Below are 18,074 nucleotides of genomic sequence, written 5' to 3' on the forward strand. Positions count from 1 at the left end.
AGGTTATGCATCCCAACCATGTTGACAGCCATTCTGCTTACCTATGACGCGCCCACCCAGCCGCTGCGTCGAGACGCGATCGCGCGAAGCCTCGCCTCGCTGGTCGAGGCCTGCGTCGAGGGGCTCGTCGCCGATGCGGTTCTCGCCGGCGCGCCCGGCCGCGGGCTCGACAAGGTGGCCGACGAAGCGGGCTGCGAGCTGGTCGAGACCGAGAAAATGACGGAAGGGCTCGCGGGCGCGCTCGCCCTCGCACGGCGGGAAAGAGTCTTGCTGCTGACTGCAGGCTACGCCGTCGACCGCGGCTTTATCGACGAGGTCAACGACGCACTTGCCTATGGCGGCGGCGACCGCCCCTATGTGCTGCGGGCGGCGCCCTCGTCGCTCGTCACGCGGCTTGTCCCCAGGCTTGCCGCGCCAGCCGGAATCATCGCGCGCAAAAGCGCCTTGCGGGCAGAGGCGAGCGCCGATCTCGTGCGCCTCGCCAAGCGGCTGCGCTGCTCGGAGCTCTCGAGCAGCGCGCGCCGGACGTTCTGATCACCGGTCGAAGGTGTTGCAGGCGTCGATCTTGCCGCTTTTCAAGCCACGCTGCAGCCACTCGGTGCGTTGGGCCGAGGAGCCATGCGTGAAGCTGTCGGGCACGACATAGCCGCGCGAGGCCTTCTGCAGGCGGTCGTCGCCGATCGCCTGGGCCGAGGCCACGGCTTTCTGTATATCGCCCTCCTCGAGAAAATGGCTGCGGGCGTTGCCGTTGTTCGCCCAGACGCCAGCAAGGCAATCCGCCATCAGCTCGACGCGCACGGAGAGCGCATTGGCCTCGGCGCGGCTGCCGGCGCGGGCCTGGGCGCGCTGCACCTTGGGCAGAATGCCGAGGAGGTTCTCGATGTGATGCCCCATCTCATGCGAGATGACATAGGCATAGGCGAAATCGCCGCCGCCGCCGTAACGCTGCTTCATGTCGCGGAAGAAGGAAGTGTCGAGATAGATGCGCTGATCGAGCGGGCAGTAGAACGGCCCCATGGCCGATTGCGCCTGCCCGCAGCGCGAGGTCGTCTCGCCGTCGAAGAGCACCAGACGCGGCGCACGGAACGATATGCCCTTCTGCTCGGGCAGCACCGCCGACCATACGTCCTCGTTGGAGCCGAGAATCTTGGAGACGAAAACGCCCATCTGATCGGTCGGCTTCGACGTCTGATGCGGGCGCTCCTCCTGCTGCGCGATCTGGCCGCGCTCGCCATGCATCTTGCTGAGCATCTCGGCGCCGCCGATCAGCACCGCCGGATTAATGCCGAGCGCCCAGCCGATGAGGCCGAGAACAACCATCGTGCCGAGGCCGATGCCGCCGCCGCCGACGCTCGGCCCCCCGCCGAAGCCGCCCTCTTCGCCGCGGCGGTCCTCGATGTTCTCAGACGTCTGTAAATCTTCCCACTTCATAGACTGGCTCCGCTCCCGCCGCAGCTGGCGGTATCGGGCTATTTAATCGACGAAGACGGCAATGGGTAGACGGCGGGCATTTCGGGGATCGTCATGGCCGGGCTTGCCCCGGCCACCCACGCCAAGGGGCGCAGCCCAACAGGACGCGTTATCGCTTTGCATAAAGTTCACGGCGCGCTTTGAGACGCTTCGAAGCCCTGCTCCTTACGCCGACACATTCATGGCGACCTATGCCCAGCCTTTGATGTGGTTCGCGCGGCGTGGGTGGCCGGGACAAGCCCGGCCATGACGTGGGCGGCGACGTGAAGATGTGCATGCGATAGCCGGGAGGGAGAGAAACCGTTATCGCCGCGTCGATCGATCCGTCCGATCAAAACGCCTGCTTCAGCCCGACGAAAAAGCCCCGGCGCGGCCCGTACTGCGGCGCGAAGACGCCGATCCCCGAGCCGTCGCGCAATTGATAGGCGTGGTCGAGCAGGTTGACGATATCGAAGCGCAGGGAAAGGGGCCGGTCGAAGACCGTCCCGATCTCGCGCGCGAGCCCAAGATTGACCTGCGTATAGGGCGAGACATGCGTGGTGTTGGCGAAGCCGCTCCGTAAGCCGCTGCCGTAAATCATGCTGACGGAGCCGCGCGTCCCCCAGAAGACGTAGGAAGCGCCCGCCGAACCGCTCAGCGTCTGCGCGTGATCCGTGTAGACGTAGTGGCGAGAGATATAGTCGATTTCGTCGGAAGCAAACAGGAACTGGTTCGAGGTTATCTGCGTCGCCCGCTGACGCGCCCAGGCGAGATTGGCGTACGCGCGAAAATCGCCCTGGTGGAAAAGCGTCTTGAGCTCCACGCCCGTATTATAGGCCCGGTCGTAGTTGAAAGCGGTCTGGACATAGGCCTGTCCGAACTGGCCGTCGTCCAAGAGATTGCGCGCCCGCTTGTAATAAAAATCGACACCCGCTTCGAGCTGCGGCGTCAGCCTTTGCGTTATGCCGACATCGAAATAATGCGCGCGCTCGGGCCGCACGGGGCTCGAAAGCGGGACCTCCGCCTGCTGGGTCGTATTGGCGTAGACCGCAAGATTGGTCGGCGCCGCGAGGGCCTGCGAGGGCGGCGTGAAATAGCGCGCATAGCCGATATGGATCGTCGTGTCGTCCACCGGCTTGAAGACCAGCGATGCGCGCGGGCTCAGCTGATTGGCGGTCACGAACTGCCACATCTGGTCGAAACGCAGACCTGCGTTCAGCGTGAGTTTATCGGTGAGCTTCCACTCGTCCTGCGCATAGACGCCGGCGAGCCAGCCGAGCTTCACATTGGGATCATAAGCGCCGATCGGCGCGTTGCCCGGATTGCCGTCGGCGTCGAGCGGCAAGACGAGCGAAGAGTTTATCACTTTGGTTTGCTCGCCGCTGACGGTGAAGCCGCCGCGGACCGTGTGGTCGCCGATGTGGTAGGCGGCGTCGCCCTGCAGGCCGTTGACGAGGCCCGCGCGATAGACCTCGGACGCAACGCCGTTGAAAACGAGATCGCCGACCGCATCGGGAACGAAGTGGACCGTCGAGTAGCGCGAGAAGTAAGACAACTGAGTTTCTAGCTCGGCTGTGGATTTCGAGAGCGCGAGCACGTTATAGAAAGTGCGTTCGACTTGGTTTTCGTTGAGCTTCCCGGAGTCGAACGCGCTGACGCCAAAGGGAGCGAACTGTGGCTGTTGGCCGGGATTGTTGGGGATTTGGAAGCCCGTGACGGATGTTCCGGTGATGAAGCTCAGCTTGGTCGACTCGTCGATCGCGTAGGAAGCGAAGCCGAAAAACCTTCCCTGCCTCGTTCGGTCGTGCAGCGCCTCATGGCCGGGCGTCGTATTCTGGAGGCCGAGATTGTTCATGGTCAGGCGGCCCGAGGCAAAGGCTTCCCAGCGGCCGAGCTGGGCTCCGTATTCGAAAGCGCTCTGTCCGGTCGCATGACTGCCGCCGTAGATGCTGGCGCTGCCGCCCGGCGTCGGCGGGGGCGGACGCGACACGATGTCGACGACGCCCGCCGTGCGCAGCCCATATTGCGCGGGAAGCGCGCCGGTAATGAGCGACAGGGAGCCGATGAAGCCCGTGTCCATCACCTGAGAGAAGCCGCCCGACACGCCCTCAGGCAAGAGAATGCCGTTGACGCGGTACTGGACGTTCCCGTGCTCGGTGCGAATGTGGAAGCTCCCGCCCGCCGCCGAATCCTGCGTCACGCCCGGGCTTTGCAGAAGGATTTGATCGAGCGTCGCCTGATTGCCCTGCGGCAGCGACTCGATCGCGCTGCGGTCGAGCCTGTAAACATTGGCACCGGCTTTTGGCAGCAGCCGGTCGAGCCGCGCCGTTTGGCCATCCGCGGTTGATTGGGACGGCGCAGGCGCGGTCTGTGTCTCTCGAAGGGCCCGCACTGGCGTCGAGCGCGTCGTTGCGGCGGCGGCCTGCCTCGGAGCAGTCGTCCGATGTCGATGCGCCGAGCCGACGTCGATCGTCGGCAGCGCCCGCTGCCCAAAGGCGGGGCCGTTTGAAACGGTGAAACCGGCGACGGCGGTAAGGGTGAGCAAACGCCGAAGGCGATAGGGCGACATGGGAGGCATCCAGGAATATGAGCTAGCGATTCCTGTAACAATATAACATTACAAAGCTTGGCGCTAGCCGGAGGAAGCGCGCTTGCCTTTACCGTGCCGCTGCGCGCTAATCACTTGAAAATACATGAAATATGCAAGCGACGCATCCCGCAAAGACAGCACATGGACGCGTCTTTATTTCGCTAACCTCGTCATGGCCGGGCTTGTCCCGGCCATCCACGCCCGGCGGATGACAGCGAATGCTGGGCTGCGCATACATCGGCCTTTGGAGCGTTTGCCCGCCGATGTAAGGAACAGAACTGGGAAGATTGCCAAGCCCTGCTGAACTTGGTCTATGCGATAGTGATTACGGGTCGGCCGTGCCCCTCGGCGTGGATGGCCGGGACAAGCCCGGCCAGGACAGGCCACGGAACGTGTGAATCAATAGCTGTAAGATCCCTATTCTATCCGATTGCCCTAATCCGCTCCCCCTCGGCGCCCACCCTCACGGCGCGCCCCACTCCTGTGGCCATTCCTGCTTCAGCCGACCGCCGAGCCGAACGGGCGAGATCATTGCCGCGAGGCCGTCCGCGCCGATTTCCACCGCCACGCCGCAGAAAGTCGCCTCCCCGCTCGCCGGCTCGTAACGCGCGCCCGGCGTCTTGCGGATGAAGCGGCGCAGCGGCTCTTCCTTGTCCATGCCGATCACCGAGTCGTAATCGCCGGTCATGCCCGCGTCGGTGAGATAGGCGGTGCCGCCCGGCAGGATTTGCGCGTCGGCGGTCGGCACATGGGTATGCGTGCCCACCACCAGCGAGGCGCGGCCATCGACGAAATGGCCGAGCGCCATTTTCTCGCTCGAGGTCTCCGCGTGCATGTCGACGACGATGGCGTCGCAGGCGACGCCCAAGGGGCATGCCCCGAGCTCGCGCTCCATCGCCGCGAAGGGGTCGTCGATCGCGTCCATGAAGACGCGGCCCATGGGATTGATCACCAGCACCTGCTGGCCGCGCGCGGCGGTGAAGAGATTGGAGCCCCGCCCCGGCGTGCCCGGCGGATAGTTGATCGGCCGCAGCAGGCGCGGCTGGCGCTCGATGAAGACGAGGGTCTCGCGCTGGTCGAAGGCGTGATTGCCGAGCGTCACGCAATCGACGCCCGCCATCAGCATCTCCTCGCAGATCGCCTCGGTGATGCCGAAGCCCCCGGCGGCGTTCTCGCCGTTGCAGACCACGAAATCGAGCGCCCATTTTTCGCGCAGCCGCGGGACATAGCGGACCACCGCGGCGCGGCCGGCTCGGCCGAGGACATCGCCGACGAAGAGGATGCGCAGCGGTTGCGCGTTTTTGGGGCCAGTGGACATGATCCTCAATAGCCCGCAAAGGGCCGCAGATCAAAACTTGTTCTACGCCGCTGGGAAGATTTCCCGATTGCGAAAACGTCCGCCCTTTCTTAGGTGAGGGCGTCCGATTTGCCGGGGGCGATCCAGGCTGTCAGGGGAAAACTCAGCGCCGTCATTGCGAGGAGCGTAGCGACGAAGCAATCCAGCGCCGCCCGCCTCACCGTAAAGGGCAGGCTGAGGCGCCGAAACTGCAAGATTGCTCTTCGCCCAATCGCCCTGGTGTGTTGTAACATTATCGTGAAACGAGCCCCGCCCAAAATGCCCGACGCCGCCGCCAGCCCGATTTCCCCGACGCTCACCGACGCGCCGGCGCGGCCCTATGTCGTTTTCGAGGACGGGCGCGACGGCCGCACCCTGATCTTCGACGAGCCGGAGGAGATCATCGTCGCCCGCGAGCCGCGCGAGGCCAAGGACGCCTTCGCCCGCATGGAGGCGGCGACGAAGCGCGGGCTCTATCTCGCGGGCTACGCCAGCTATGAGCTCGGCTATGCGCTGGAGCCCAAATTTTGGACGCAGACGACGCCGCGCTCGCGCACGCCGCTGCTGCTGTTCGGCGCCTTCCGCGCGCCTCGGCCCTGGACTCTGCCGCCGGCCGAAGCCCCGGCGCCCTACATCCCGTTGACGCCCGCCTGGTCGCAGGCCGAGTATGCCGAGCGTTTCCAGGCCTGCCGCGACTATATTTTCGCGGGCGACGTCTATCAGATCAATCTCACCTTCCCGCTCTACGGCCGCTACGAGGGCGACCCGCTGGCGCTCTATCGCGGCCTGCGCAAGCGCCAGCCGGTCGCTTATGGCGGCGTCGTGGCGCTCGGCGAGGAGACGGTCGTCTCGCTCTCGCCGGAGGTCTTCTTCGAGGCGCAGGGGCGCGCCATCCGCGCCCGGCCGATGAAGGGCACGGCGCAGCGCGGCGTGATGCCGACCGAGGACATGGCGCGCGCGCAGTACCTCGTCGAGGACGAGAAGTCGCGCGCCGAAAATCTGATGATCGTCGATCTGCTCCGCAACGATCTCTCGCGGCTGGCGGAGGTCGGCTCGGTGAAGGTCACGGACCTCTTCACCGTGCAAACCTACCCGACGCTGCATCAGATGACCTCGGGCATTGAGGCGCGGCTGCGGGACGACGTGACGCTGGCCGACCTCTTCACGGGGCTTTTCCCCTGCGGCTCGGTGACGGGCGCGCCGAAGATCCGCGCGATGGAGATCATCCGCGATCTCGAATGCGCGCCGCGCGGCGTCTATTGCGGCTCGCTCGGCCTCATCGCGCCCGATGGCGACATCCGCTTCAATGTCGCGATCCGCACGCTGACGATTTTTCCTGACCGCGAGCTGGTCTGTAATGTCGGCTCGGCGGTCGTCGCGGATTCCCGCGCCCGTGAAGAGTATGAGGAATGTCTGATCAAGGCCCGATTCCTGACCGGGACGCCGACTTCGGCCTGATCGAAACCCTGCTGTGGACGCCCGAAGCCGGCTTCGCGCTGCTGCCTGAGCATCTGGCGCGGCTTGCCGCGTCGAGCACCACGTTGGGGTTTCGGCATGAGCAGGAAAAGGTAGAGACCGCGCTCAACATGGCCGTCTCGACCTTTGTCCCGAATGACGCAACCGCGTCCCCTCTCCCATCGAAGTCGGCTGCTGCCGACTTCGCAGAAGTGGACAAGTCGGAAACATCCGACTTGTCAGGCGGGGGAGGGACAGGGAGGGGGCCTTTCAACCCCGAGTTAGTCGCAGCTGATATTCCCCCTCCCCAACCCTCCCCCGCTGCGCGGGAGAGGGAGCAGACTGCGGCTCCCCCCCAGAGATTGCGGGTTCGTCTGGTCTTGTCGCGCGACGGCTCGATCGAAACCTCCGCCACGCCCATCGAGCCCGTCCCGCCCGAAACCGTCTGGCGCGTCGCCCTCGCGGAGCGGCGTTTCTCCTCCGCCGATCCCCTGCTTTGGCACAAGACAACGCGGCGCGCGCTCTATGAGGATGCGCTCGCCGAAGCCGCCAAGCGCCAGGGCGCGGACGAGGTCCTCTTCCTCAATGAGCGCGACGAGCTATGCGAGAGCGCGCGCTGCAATCTCTTCGTTCCCTCCGGGGACGTTTTGCTCACGCCGCCGCTTTCGAGCGGCCTGCTGCCGGGGACGCTGCGCGCCAGCCTCATCGCGCAGGGCCGCGCCCGTGAAGCGGTCTTGCGGCTCGATGATCTGGGGCGAGAGTTCTACCTCGGAAACTCCGTGCGCGGCCTCGTGCGCGCAGCCCGCATCAATTGACCGACGCTTAACCACGCGCCGCCGATGCGCTCAGTCTCCCCGACCGCCTAACGGAATTATTAACTGCGGCGCGCAAAAGCTCGCGGCTTCATTTCAGTAAGAGGCTTTGGACATGGACGCTTTGAGGCAACTGATCGCTGCGCATCCCTTTGCTTGTGCGTGGGTCGCGTCGGCTTTTCTGATCTGGTTTACAATCTATACGCGCACCGGCGGCTTCGGGCGACGCCAAGACCCGCGCCATCACGTCTGACCCGGCTTGAGCCGATAAAAGATATGGCGGCCGATCATATCCATCCGCGTCAGCGCGCGCGCCCATCTCGGCTTAACGTAGGTCGCATGATAATGCGTCGAGCGGCCGACGTCGGTGATGTAAGTGCGACCGTCCATCACCTCATTGGCGATGCGCACGGCCGTCGCCCATGATTCCGGCTCGGTGATGCGCAGCGACTTGCCTTCGCAGGCGAAGGAGAACTGGCACGCCTTGTAGTGATGCCGGTTCTGATAAACGACGCTGCAGATCGACGCCGGATAGAGCCCGCTCTGCATGCGGTTGAGCACCACTTGCGCCACCGCCGCCTGACCGGCCTCGGGTTCGCTGCGCGATTCAAAGTAAACCGCTTCAGCCAGGCACCGCCGTTCGCGATCCATACTGTCGCGATCGACGAGCGCGGCGTAATCGGGCCGCGCCGCCTTGTCGGGCGCGCCGAGCGCAAGAGTTGCCCGCGGGAAGGACGACACCTCGATCGGCACGGCGTCGGGCTGAGCCGGCGTCGAGGAGCCGAGCGCCACCGCGCGCGAAACCGCTGGCGTCGCGCCATACAGCGCGCGATCCGCCAGCGCCTGATTGGCGGTCTCGCGCGGCGGCTCGGCGACGGGCGGCGTCGCTTTCGAGCCATTCTGCGACGGCGAGGCCGCTGCTGTGGCTTTCTGGGTCTGCGTCGTGTTCAGCGATTCGGCGCGTTCCGCCTCGGCCTCATAGATCGCGTCGTCGCCCGGAAGCGCGCCGCGGGGGGCGAGCGTCAGGCTGGTTCGAGCTGCATGTTTACCCTCGATGCGGAACGTCAGACGCGCCGGCTCGGCAAGGCCGAGCGCGGCCGGGTTGATCACGCGCGTCTCGAAGGTCGGCCGCATGGCGATGACGGGATCGCCCTTATGGGCGCGGTCGACCTCTGGAAAATCCTTGGCGTTGGGCTTCAAATCGACGTGCGGCTCGCGCTCGTCGGGGATCGAGCGCATCTCGTCCGGGGCGCCCACCATGAGCCGCGCGCTCTGCGCCAGCGCGCGGCTCTGACCGGAGAGGCCGAACTCGCCCGTGGCGATCTCGCCGAAAGACGCAAGCTGCAAGGTCGCCGGGGCGGCGGCGGCGCGGGCGCGGGCGGTGAGCGGCGCCACATTCCAGTCGCCGACAGTGTCTTGCCCGGCGCTCGCGGTGAAGGAGACGAGCGCGCCAACGCCCAGCGCCCAAGGCGCCATCACGCTTACGGCCCAGGGAGGTAGGACGCCAAGAAACCGACGCGTTTTCGACCGACGACGCATAAGCCTACCCGCACCTGACGCGGCCGCGGGCCGTCGCGGGCCGCGCGTCGCAATGCGAAAATTTTTGTCAATTTGATTATCGGAGCATTAGGCTTGCGGAAGCGTTTCGGCCGGCGTCGCGCCCGCGTGCCAGAATGAGGCGCCTAACCTCGCTAGCTGATGCGCGGCGCCGGAGGGCAGGCGCCGTATGTTCCTCTCCTTCATCCTGAGGAGGCCTCGCAGAGGCCGTCTCGAAGGACGAAGGAGAGGAACATACGGCGTGGTCGGACTTCCTCGTCCTTCGAGACGCCGCCTGCGGCGGCTCCTCAGGAAGAGGAAGTCCTTTGCCGGATCGCCCAGCCTGCCCCATCGACAGCCTCGACATGTTTCCGCCGCCGCTGTACGGGTTCCCCACCGAGATTCAGGACGAATAAATGCCCGACCTTCTGCTCGAACTCTTCTCCGAGGAAATTCCCGCGCGCATGCAGCGGCAGGCGGCCGACGAGCTGAGGAAGCTCGTCACCAATGCGCTTGTCGAGCGCGGCCTGACCTATGAGGGCGCGGCCGCCTACGCCACGCCGCGGCGGCTCGCCTTGCAGGTGGTCGGCCTGCCCGGCCGCCAGCCGGATGTGCGCGAGGAGCGCAAAGGCCCGCGCGTCGGCGCGCCGGAGGCGGCGGTCGCCGGCTTTCTGAAAAGCGCCGGCCTCGCCTCGCTGGATCAGGCCCGGATCGAGAAAGACAAAAAGGGCGCCGAATTCTACCTCGCGGTGATCGAGCGCCCAGGCGCCGAGACCATCCAGGTGCTCGCCGACCTCTTGCCGGGGATCATCAAAAGCTTCCCCTGGCCGAAATCCATGCGCTGGGGCGCGGCCTCGGAGCGCAGCGACAGCCTGCGCTGGGTGCGCCCGCTGCACTCCATCGTCGCGACCTTCGGCCCGGAGACGGAGACGCCGGAGATCGTGCCCTTCGAGGTCGACGGCATAAAATCGGGCGACGTCACGCGCGGCCATCGCTTCATGGCGCCGGGCGAAATACGCGTGAAACGCTTCGAGGACTACGCCATGTCGCTGGAGCGCGCCAAGGTCGTCCTCGATCCCGATCGCCGCCGCGACATTATTCTGCATGACGCGAAAGACCTCGCCTTCGCGCAGCATTTGGAGCTCGTCGAAGACGCTGGCCTGCTGGAGGAAGTCTCGGGCCTCGTCGAATGGCCTGTGACGCTGATGGGATCCTTCGACGAAAGCTTCCTCTCCGTTCCGCCGGAAGTCATTCGCGCGACGATCCGCGTGAACCAAAAGTGTTTCGTGCTGCGCAAGCAGGACGGAACCCTCGCCAACCGCTTCATCCTCGTCTCCAACATCGAGGCCAGCGACCATGGCGCGACCATCGTCGCCGGCAATGAACGCCCCATCGCCGCGCGCCTGTCGGACGCGAAATTCTTCTATGAGACCGATCTGAAGACGAAGCTCGAAGAGCGCCTGCCCAAGCTCGACCAGATCGTCTTCCATGAAAAGCTCGGCACGCAGGGCGCGCGGGTGAAGCGTATCGCGGCGCTCGCGAGGGAGCTGGCGCCGATCGTCGGCGCGGACCCGGAGAAGGCCGCGCGGGCGGCGGAGCTTTGCAAGGCCGATCTCGTGACCGAGATGGTCGGCGAGTTCCCTGAGCTACAAGGGCTGATGGGCAGCTATTATGCGAAAGCGCAGGGCGAGGATTCGTCGGTCGCGAACGCCTGCTACGAGCATTACAAGCCGCAAGGTCAAGGCGACTATGTGCCGACCGATCCGGTCTCCATCGCCGTGGCGCTCGCCGACAAGCTCGACACGCTCGTGGGCTTCTGGGCGATCGATGAGAAGCCGACAGGCAGCAAAGACCCCTATGCCCTGCGCCGCGCCGCGCTGGGGGTGATTAGAGTGGTTTTGGAAAACCAGATTCGAATTAACCTAAGCCCGGCAATTCGATGGGGCGTCCTGACATATCTCTGCTTTGGGTTTAGGCCAGAGCTTGGCTATGTAGCCCTTGCCCGGGACTATGACCCCCAGACAGAAAATGCTCCTTCCCCGCATTGGGGAAACGAGCCCTACCGCACCTTGCTCAATTACGATGGGTTCGTTGATGAGAAGGGGGCGGATGCCGGATCGGCTCAAATGGGCTATCCTGACCTTAGTCACGGTCCAGATGGAGCGGAAGACGAAATTGCCCGTCGCTCCGCAGCGTACGAGGAACTGAAAAAGCGTCTCAGCGAGCTGGATAGCTTTCATCCGTTTGTTGTTTTCGGACCACCGTTGGACCACAGCGGGTCGTCTGTTGCTAGCAACGGTCTTGTTGACGACTTGGAGCGCGCGCCCCACCTTCGTTCTATTTATGAAAGGCCGGCGGCCTTCATAACGACTACGCTTGTTCCTTTTTTCGTCGATCGCCTGAAGGTCTACTTGCGCGACAAGGGCGCCCGTTACGATCTTATTGACGCGGCGCTCGGCGCCGTGGCCCTCGCCGACGGCGAGGCGGCTGCGCCGCTTCAGGACGATCTGCTCATGATCACCAAGAAGGTCGAAGCGCTCGATTCCTTCCTCGCCACGGACGACGGCAAGAACCTGCTCGCCGGCTTCAAGCGCGCGGTGAATATTCTGAAAGCCGAGGAAAAGAAGGACGGCCCCGAGGCCTACGCCCAGCGCCACGCGCCGAACCTGCGCATCGAACCGCAGGAGCACAAGCTCGCCGCGGCGATCGCGCGCGCCGGCGAGGAGACCGCCGAGCGGCTCAAGAAGGAAGACTTCGCCGACGCCATGCGCGCGCTCTCCAAGCTGCGCGAGCCGGTGGACGAATTCTTCGATAAGGTGACGGTGAACGCCGAAAACGCCGACCTGCGCCTCAACCGCCTGCGCCTGCTCGCCGAGCTGCGCCGGGTGATGATGGGCGTGGCGGATTTTGGCAAGGTCGCAGGCGAGGCGACGGCCTGAGGCATCCACCCACACGCTGATCGCGAGCCGCTTCGTCAAATCGCGTCATGGCCGGGCTTGTCCCGGCCATCCACGCCGCGCAGACGCCAGAGCGTTTGGGGATGAGTTACGGTGGGGCCAAACCTCGCCTGCTGATCAGCACGTCCCGAGGTAGGCCGTATCCCTCGGCGTGGATGGCCGGGACAAGCCCGGCCATGACGGCCGTTTGAACGCGTTACCGCTTCCGTTTGAACAGCTCGCATGGGGCTTTTGTCATTCCCGGCGGGCTGAAAGCCCGACCGGGAATCCAGAGCCACAAGCGCGCTGATTCTGCTCTGGATTCCCGATCGCTCGCTTCGCGAGCGTCGGGAATGACACCGAACCAATCAGCGGATCTCGAATTACGCCCCGTTCCCCGTAAAGCTTCTCGGCGCCGGAGAAATAATCTTCGCCGCGCCGCCGCCGATTTCGAGCACCGAGAGGCCGCGTTCATTCGTCCCGTCGGGCCGGAAGCGGAAGACGCCGTCGGCGCCGTTGAAGCCCGAGGGATTGGTGAGCACGCCCTCGGAATAGCGCTGCGAACCCTGCGAGCGCGACAATGCGATGGCGAGCGACACGGCGTCATAGGCGAGCGTCGCGATGCGCGCCGGGTCGGAGCCGAATTTCGCCTTGTAGCGCTGCGCGAAGGCGTTGAAGCCGGCGTTCTCCGGCGCCGTGAACCAGGCGCCCTGCAGCGCCGGCAGGTTCAACGCGCGCGCGTCGTTCCAAAGGCCCGTGCCGATGATCTGCACCTTCTTCGAGTCGATGCCATTGGCGACGAGCTCTTTCGAGACGCTCCCCATCGCGTCGGCCTGTTCGGGGACGAAAATCGCGTCGAACTGGTCGCGGGCGGCGGCGAGGCGCTGGACGGACTCGCCCGGAGCGCCGGGCTTATAGCGCTCGATCATCGGCACGCGCAGGCCGTAATTTGCGGCGCTTTGCTGGAACTGCGCCAGGGCCAAGGTTCCGTAATCATTTTCGGGCGCCAGCACGGCGATGGATTTCTTGCCCCGCTGCGCCGCGAAGCTCACGCCGCGATCGACATAGCCTTCGACGAGGAAGGAGAGGAGATAGTTCCCCTTCCCCGCCGCGGAGGAATCGGTCGAGAAAGCGATCACGGGCTTGCTGGCGGAATGCGCGACGCGGCCAGCTTCCTTCACATCGGTCGCGAAGACCGGGCCGAGGATGATTTCCGCGCCCTCGTTGACGGCCTCCTGGGTGGCAGCTGCTGCGCCGGCCGGCGTGGATTTGTCGTCCTTGACCAGAATGGTCACGTCATTGGAGCCGCTGTCGGCATAGGCGAGCTTGGCGGCGTTGCGCAAAGAGGCGCCGACCGACGACGGGCCATTGGGGCCGGTCAGCGGCACCACGAGGCCAACCTTCACCGCGCCATTGCCGATCGTCTCGCTGGCGTCGGCGGTCGCGACCTGCCCCGAGGGCGGCGCGCCCACGCGAAGATCCTTCGCGCCGGGGATGCCCGGCCCCGCTCCGGGGTGGCAAGCCGCAAGCGTCAGCGCCGCCGCGCCGGCGAGAAGCCCCGCACGCAAGCGCCTGACAGCGCCGGGAAAGCCAGCTGAAAAACCCATCTTCATAGAGACCCCAAGCCCCCGCGCCTGAGCCGCCGGGGCCGCGCGCGCATGTTTCCTGTGCATAGGGTCCGTCTCCCGACGTGAATGTCAATAGATGAGGGTTTTGGGAGTAAATTGGGGCCTTGCCGAGACGGTTCGGATCGTTCCATATTCCGAACATTCGGGCGACAAAACGAACGATATGGAGATTGCCAGCATGGCCGCCGACGACGCCCCCTCTCCCGCTGCGGGCTACACGGCGTTCGGCCTGCGCGCCGAGGCCGAGAAAATCGAACCCGGCCTGCATGTTGTCGCCACGCCGATCGGCAATTTGAAGGATATTTCCTTCCGCGCGCTCTCGACGCTCGCGGCCGCCGACGCCGTCGTCGCCGAGGATACGCGCGTCACCAAGAACCTGTTGGCGCATTATGGAATCTCGACGCCGCTCGTCGCCTATCACGAGCACAACGCGGCGGTGATTCGTCCGCATCTTCTCGCGCGGCTGGAATCGGGCGCGAAGCTGGCGCTCGTCTCCGACGCCGGCACGCCGCTCGTCTCGGACCCGGGATTCAAGCTGGTGCAAGAGGCGCTGGAAAAGGGGTTGCACGTCACTTCCGTCCCCGGCCCTTCCGCCGTCCTGGCGTCGCTCGTCGTCGCCGGCTTGCCGACCGATCGCTTCTTCTTCGAAGGTTTCCTGCCGCATAAGAGCGGCCCCCGGCGGGCGCGACTTGCGGAGCTTGCGCAGATTCCCGGCACGCTGGTCTTCTTCGAAAGCCCCCGCCGCCTCGCCGAGACGCTAGCCGATTGCGCCGCGGTGCTCGGCCCGCGTAGCGCCGCCATCGCCCGCGAGCTGACGAAGATGTACGAATCCGTTCGGCGCGGGCGGTTGGACGAACTCTCCGAGGCGCTCGCCAAGGAGGAGCCGCCCAGGGGCGAGATCGTGCTGCTGGTGGCGCCGCCGGAAGCGGGCGCGGCGGAGGTCGCGGCCGCGGATCTCGACGCCAAAATCGAGGCCGCTTTGGGGACTTATTCTGTGAAGGACGCCGCCAGCGTCGTGTCGGCGGAGACCGGCCAGCCGCGCCGCCAGGTCTATGCGCGGGCGCTGCAATTGGCGGCGGAGCGAGGGAAGTAATGAGCCCTGTCATTCCCGACGCTCGCGCAGCGAGCGATCGGGAATCCAAAGCCAAAAGCGGGGTGCTGAAGGGAAAGCCTGATAGTGATGTGACCTTCTTTTTCTATTCTTTTCTGGCTGAGTGATGAAGCACAGGGACGAAGACGCGCGCCGCTCCGCATTTGCCTATGGACTGCGCTCGGAAACCATCGCAGCCCTGTGGCTGCGCGTACAACTCTATACGATCCTCGACCGTAACTTCCGCACGAAGGGCGGCGAGATCGACATTGTCGCAAAGCGCGGAAACACCGTCGTCTTCGTCGAGGTGAAGGCGCGCGGCGATCTGGCGGAGGCCGCCATCGCCATCACCCCGCAAAAGCAGCGCCGCATCTCGCGCGCCATTGATCGCTGGATCGCCGCGAACCCTTGGGCGATGCGCTGCACGCTGCGCGGCGACGCGATCTTCATCGCGCCGGGAAAGTTGCCGCAGCATGTGGAGAATGCTTTCGAGCTGGGGGTGGGGTGAGACTATTCTGCTTGAACGACGTGCGTGGCGAACCAACCGAGCGGAGCTGCGTGATTGCATAGGATCACCCACCCGTATCAATAAACCGCCGCTGCCTTCCCTCCAACACTCCCGCCGTCAGCACGCCGCTCTTGAAAGCGTGCGTATCCAGATTGATGCGGTTCGCCAGATTTTCCACGCGCGCATGCGGCGTGTGCCCATGCACGATCACCTTCTCGAACGGCGCCCGGTAGCCCAGGAACTCATAGCGAATCCACATGAGATCACCGGGGTCTTGTTGGGCGAGCGGCACATGCGGCCGCACGCCGGCGTGGCAGAAAAAATAATCGCCATATTCGGCTGAAAGCGCCGTCTCTTCGAGAAAGCGCCGATGCGAATCGGGAAAACGCTCGAGAAACGCTTTCAGCACCGCCGGCGCACCGCCGTGCGTCATTTCCCGGCTCGCGTCGACGCCGTAGGAGGCGAGCGTCGTCAACCCGCCGAAGGCGACGAGCTGGTCCAGCAGCGCTGGGTTGTCGAGATAGCGCAGCATCACGTCTTCGTGATTGCCGCGCAAGGTCACGATGGGCGTTGGGAAGTCGCGACGCGCCAGACGGTCGATCACGCCCCGCGAGTCGAGACCGCGATCGACATAATCGCCTAGAAAGACCGTGATCACACGGTCATAGGCGCCATTTCGAAGATCGCCGTCCACGCTCTGCGCGAGGCGATCCAAAAGATCGGCGCGGCCGTGGATGTCTCCGATCGCATAAATCCGCACGCCCTCCGGCGCTGCGGCGTTCGAGACCATTGCTTCAGCCATCGGCGCATCCTCCGATCCAATTTCGTGGTCGCGACCTAAACGACGAAAAAAGCGGCAATGGCGCCATTGACGCCATCGGCTGTGGCCCTTCCAATCAAGCCTCCGCTATCGACAATGCCACGCGGAAGACTCTCCCAGGCCGAGGGGCAAATGTGGAAATTTAGAGCGATTCTGCGCCGGCGCTTATGCGTTGGCATTCTCATGCTAATGAGCGTCCTTACAGCCTCGCTCGCGCCGGGGCGCGCAGAGACGCCCGACGAGACCTACAAGGCCCTCGGCGTTTCCAAGGGCGCGACGCCCAAGGAACTCTATGATGCGCTGGAAAAGCGTTATCATGATGAAGCCCAGGGCGCGGGCAAGGGATCGCTGTCCAAATATTGGGAGCCGATCCCGATCTCAAAATATCTGAACCCGCATTCCTTCTATAAGCCGCCGCAGACGATCGACGTCGACGCTTCGCGCGGCCAATGCGTGGAGTGCCACCAGCAGACCTCCCCCGGCTGGACTCACAGCTGGCAGAGGAGCGTCCATGGCAATCTGGACCAAATCCGCAATCTGCCAGAGAGCGACTCCCGCGCCTATAAGAAGGCGATGATCAAGGAGGTCGAAGCGAACCTTCAGTCGATGGGCAAGCTCAAGGCCGGAGAGACGCTGAAGGAAGTCGGCTGTATCGACTGCCACATGGGCGTCGGCCAGGATCACGGCCAGCATAAGACCGAGCTGAAAATGCCCGACGCCGCCGCCTGCGGCCAGTGTCACGTGCAGCAATTCGCCGAGCGCGAATCCGAGCGCGACACTTTCACCTGGCCGCAGGACCAGTGGAAGCCGGGCCATCCGTCACACGCACTCTCCTATAAGGCCAATGTCGAGAACGCCATTTGGGCGGCGATGGAGCAGCGTGAGGTGGCCGAGGGCTGCACTTTCTGTCACACGCCGCAGACGACGTGTAACTCCTGCCATACGCGCCACGAATTTTCAGCGGTGGAGGCCCGCAAGCCGCAGGCCTGCGCGCAGTGCCACAATGGCGTCGATCACAATGAATTCGAGGGCTACATGCTCTCGAAGCATGGCACGGTCTATCAGGCGCGCGGCGACCAATGGGACTGGAACGCCCGTCTGGCCGACGCGCTCGACAAGGGCCATATGAACGCGCCGACCTGCCAGTTCTGCCACATGGAATATCAGGGCAAGTTCACGCATAATATGGTGCGCAAGGCGCGCTGGGCCTTCATGCCCATGCCGAAGATCGCCGATAATCTGAACCACCCCTGGTTCACGGCGCGCAAGGAATCCTGGGTCTCGACCTGCTCGAACTGCCACTCCGACAGTTTCGCGCGCGCCTATCTCGACGGCATGGACAAGGGCGTCATCTCCGGGCTCGAAATCACCGAGAAATCGCGCAGCGTGCTGGTGAAGCTCTATAACGACAAGTTGCTGCCGGGCCAGAAGACGAACCGCCCCGCGCCCCCCGCGCCGGAGAAGGACGACGCCGGCGCCTTCTTCCAGCTCTTCTGGCAGAAGGGCAATAATCCTTCGGCCGTGGAATATGAGTTCGCCGAAATGTGGGAGCACCATCAGATCAAGCACTATAAGGCGCTCGCGCATATGAACCCCGGCGGCTACACCTATTCCGAAGGCTGGTCGCAGCTCGTCAAAAGCGCCGCGAAGATCAATGACGAGGATACGCGCTTGCGCGAGGCGGCGGAGATTCGCACGGAGTTGAAGCGCATCTCTGGCGAGAAGCGCGGCGATCTCGAATTCGACTCGCCTCAGCAGCGCATGATCGCCGCGGGCCTCGGCGCCATCGCCGTGTTGCTGGGCGGCGCGTTCCTGCTGAGAAGGAAGCGCCAATAGGAGCCTCTCGTCATTGCGAGGCGCAAAGCGACGAAGCAATCCAGGGCCGCGATCGCTGCTCTGGATTGCTTCGCTTCG

Annotated in this window: 15 protein-coding genes; 8 read left to right on the forward strand and 7 right to left on the reverse strand. The window is 64.7% G+C overall.

Features of this window, described 5'->3' with window-relative positions; translation table 11 throughout:
- Positions 1 to 18: 18 nt before the first annotated feature.
- The gene (locus tag OGR47_RS11695; RefSeq protein ID WP_165053779.1) at positions 19 to 534 is read left to right on the forward strand and encodes a transposase; all 516 of its coding nucleotides are present in this window, start codon (positions 19 to 21) and stop codon (positions 532 to 534) included.
- Here OGR47_RS11695 and OGR47_RS11700 read toward each other — a convergent pair whose 3' ends face one another.
- The 4 genes from OGR47_RS11700 to OGR47_RS11715 form a co-directional block, all read right to left on the reverse strand.
- A complete protein-coding gene (locus tag OGR47_RS11700; protein WP_165053776.1) occupies positions 535 to 1,431 on the reverse strand; it encodes a neutral zinc metallopeptidase in 897 nt (298 codons plus the stop codon). It lies immediately after the preceding gene.
- 370 nt (positions 1,432 to 1,801) lie between these two features.
- On the reverse strand, positions 1,802 to 4,018 hold the full coding sequence (locus tag OGR47_RS11705; RefSeq protein ID WP_165053773.1) for a TonB-dependent receptor: 2,217 nt from the start codon (positions 4,016 to 4,018) through the stop codon (positions 1,802 to 1,804).
- A 484-nt stretch (positions 4,019 to 4,502) separates the two neighbouring features.
- On the reverse strand, positions 4,503 to 5,327 hold the full coding sequence (locus OGR47_RS11710; protein WP_165054008.1) for a TIGR00282 family metallophosphoesterase: 825 nt from the start codon (positions 5,325 to 5,327) through the stop codon (positions 4,503 to 4,505).
- Between the two features lie 119 nt (positions 5,328 to 5,446).
- On the reverse strand, positions 5,447 to 5,590 hold the full coding sequence (locus OGR47_RS11715) for a hypothetical protein (protein ID WP_165053771.1): 144 nt from the start codon (positions 5,588 to 5,590) through the stop codon (positions 5,447 to 5,449).
- A 64-nt stretch (positions 5,591 to 5,654) separates the two neighbouring features.
- Between OGR47_RS11715 and OGR47_RS11720 the strand changes: the two genes are divergently transcribed.
- Positions 5,655 to 6,833 carry an aminodeoxychorismate synthase component I gene (locus OGR47_RS11720; RefSeq protein ID WP_165053768.1) on the forward strand — a complete coding sequence of 393 codons (1,179 nt, stop codon included), beginning with the start codon at positions 5,655 to 5,657 and terminating at the stop codon, positions 6,831 to 6,833.
- Positions 6,785 to 7,645 (forward strand): aminotransferase class IV, encoded by an 861-nt coding sequence (locus OGR47_RS11725; protein ID WP_246729740.1) that lies wholly within the window; start codon positions 6,785 to 6,787, stop codon positions 7,643 to 7,645. The genes OGR47_RS11720 and OGR47_RS11725 overlap by 49 nt, the downstream gene beginning before the upstream one ends.
- A 240-nt stretch (positions 7,646 to 7,885) precedes the next feature.
- On the opposite strand, the gene OGR47_RS11730 is transcribed toward OGR47_RS11725, so the two are convergent.
- The gene (locus OGR47_RS11730) at positions 7,886 to 9,118 is read right to left on the reverse strand and encodes a cell wall hydrolase (RefSeq protein ID WP_306792340.1); all 1,233 of its coding nucleotides are present in this window, start codon (positions 9,116 to 9,118) and stop codon (positions 7,886 to 7,888) included.
- Between the two features lie 476 nt (positions 9,119 to 9,594).
- Between OGR47_RS11730 and glyS the strand changes: the two genes are divergently transcribed.
- Positions 9,595 to 12,117 (forward strand): glycine--tRNA ligase subunit beta, encoded by a 2,523-nt coding sequence (gene glyS, locus OGR47_RS11735; protein ID WP_165053762.1) that lies wholly within the window; start codon positions 9,595 to 9,597, stop codon positions 12,115 to 12,117.
- A 380-nt stretch (positions 12,118 to 12,497) separates the two neighbouring features.
- Here glyS and OGR47_RS11740 read toward each other — a convergent pair whose 3' ends face one another.
- Positions 12,498 to 13,721: a penicillin-binding protein activator gene (locus OGR47_RS11740; RefSeq protein WP_165054004.1), complete on the reverse strand. Its 1,224-nt coding sequence runs from the start codon at positions 13,719 to 13,721 to the stop codon at positions 12,498 to 12,500.
- A 199-nt stretch (positions 13,722 to 13,920) separates the two neighbouring features.
- On the opposite strand from OGR47_RS11740, the gene rsmI reads away from it, so the two are divergent.
- From rsmI to OGR47_RS11755, 3 genes are read left to right on the forward strand one after another with little or no spacing between them, the layout of a single operon-like run.
- On the forward strand, positions 13,921 to 14,835 hold the full coding sequence (rsmI, locus tag OGR47_RS11745; protein WP_165054002.1) for a 16S rRNA (cytidine(1402)-2'-O)-methyltransferase: 915 nt from the start codon (positions 13,921 to 13,923) through the stop codon (positions 14,833 to 14,835).
- On the forward strand, positions 14,835 to 14,960 hold the full coding sequence (locus OGR47_RS11750; RefSeq protein ID WP_256367640.1) for a hypothetical protein: 126 nt from the start codon (positions 14,835 to 14,837) through the stop codon (positions 14,958 to 14,960). Before rsmI ends, OGR47_RS11750 begins: the two co-directional genes overlap by 1 nt.
- Positions 14,960 to 15,340 (forward strand): YraN family protein, encoded by a 381-nt coding sequence (locus OGR47_RS11755; RefSeq protein ID WP_165053759.1) that lies wholly within the window; start codon positions 14,960 to 14,962, stop codon positions 15,338 to 15,340. Before OGR47_RS11750 ends, OGR47_RS11755 begins: the two co-directional genes overlap by 1 nt.
- A gap of 64 nt (positions 15,341 to 15,404) precedes the next feature.
- On the opposite strand, the gene OGR47_RS11760 is transcribed toward OGR47_RS11755, so the two are convergent.
- Positions 15,405 to 16,142: a metallophosphoesterase family protein gene (locus OGR47_RS11760; protein WP_165053757.1), complete on the reverse strand. Its 738-nt coding sequence runs from the start codon at positions 16,140 to 16,142 to the stop codon at positions 15,405 to 15,407.
- A 207-nt stretch (positions 16,143 to 16,349) separates the two neighbouring features.
- Between OGR47_RS11760 and OGR47_RS11765 the strand changes: the two genes are divergently transcribed.
- Positions 16,350 to 17,996: a multiheme c-type cytochrome gene (locus tag OGR47_RS11765; protein WP_246729739.1), complete on the forward strand. Its 1,647-nt coding sequence runs from the start codon at positions 16,350 to 16,352 to the stop codon at positions 17,994 to 17,996.
- The last annotated feature ends 78 nt before the right edge of the window (positions 17,997 to 18,074 follow it).

This window comes from Methylocystis sp. MJC1 (genome assembly GCF_026427715.1).
Classification (GTDB): domain Bacteria; phylum Pseudomonadota; class Alphaproteobacteria; order Rhizobiales; family Beijerinckiaceae; genus Methylocystis.

Coding starts and splice junctions, on each gene's coding strand:
- OGR47_RS11695 (WP_165053779.1), top strand. CDS start 19: ATGTTGACAGCCATTCTGCTTACCTATGACGCGCCCACCCAGCCGCTG.
- OGR47_RS11700 (WP_165053776.1), bottom strand. CDS start 1,431: ATGAAGTGGGAAGATTTACAGACGTCTGAGAACATCGAGGACCGCCGC.
- OGR47_RS11705 (WP_165053773.1), bottom strand. CDS start 4,018: ATGTCGCCCTATCGCCTTCGGCGTTTGCTCACCCTTACCGCCGTCGCC.
- OGR47_RS11720 (WP_165053768.1), top strand. CDS start 5,655: ATGCCCGACGCCGCCGCCAGCCCGATTTCCCCGACGCTCACCGACGCG.
- OGR47_RS11725 (WP_246729740.1), top strand. CDS start 6,785: ATGTCTGATCAAGGCCCGATTCCTGACCGGGACGCCGACTTCGGCCTG.
- OGR47_RS11730 (WP_306792340.1), bottom strand. CDS start 9,118: ATGGCGCCTTGGGCGCTGGGCGTTGGCGCGCTCGTCTCCTTCACCGCG.
- glyS (WP_165053762.1), top strand. CDS start 9,595: ATGCCCGACCTTCTGCTCGAACTCTTCTCCGAGGAAATTCCCGCGCGC.
- OGR47_RS11740 (WP_165054004.1), bottom strand. CDS start 13,721: ATGGGTTTTTCAGCTGGCTTTCCCGGCGCTGTCAGGCGCTTGCGTGCG.
- rsmI (WP_165054002.1), top strand. CDS start 13,921: ATGGCCGCCGACGACGCCCCCTCTCCCGCTGCGGGCTACACGGCGTTC.
- OGR47_RS11750 (WP_256367640.1), top strand. CDS start 14,835: ATGAGCCCTGTCATTCCCGACGCTCGCGCAGCGAGCGATCGGGAATCC.
- OGR47_RS11755 (WP_165053759.1), top strand. CDS start 14,960: ATGAAGCACAGGGACGAAGACGCGCGCCGCTCCGCATTTGCCTATGGA.
- OGR47_RS11760 (WP_165053757.1), bottom strand. CDS start 16,142: ATGGCTGAAGCAATGGTCTCGAACGCCGCAGCGCCGGAGGGCGTGCGG.
- OGR47_RS11765 (WP_246729739.1), top strand. CDS start 16,350: ATGAGCGTCCTTACAGCCTCGCTCGCGCCGGGGCGCGCAGAGACGCCC.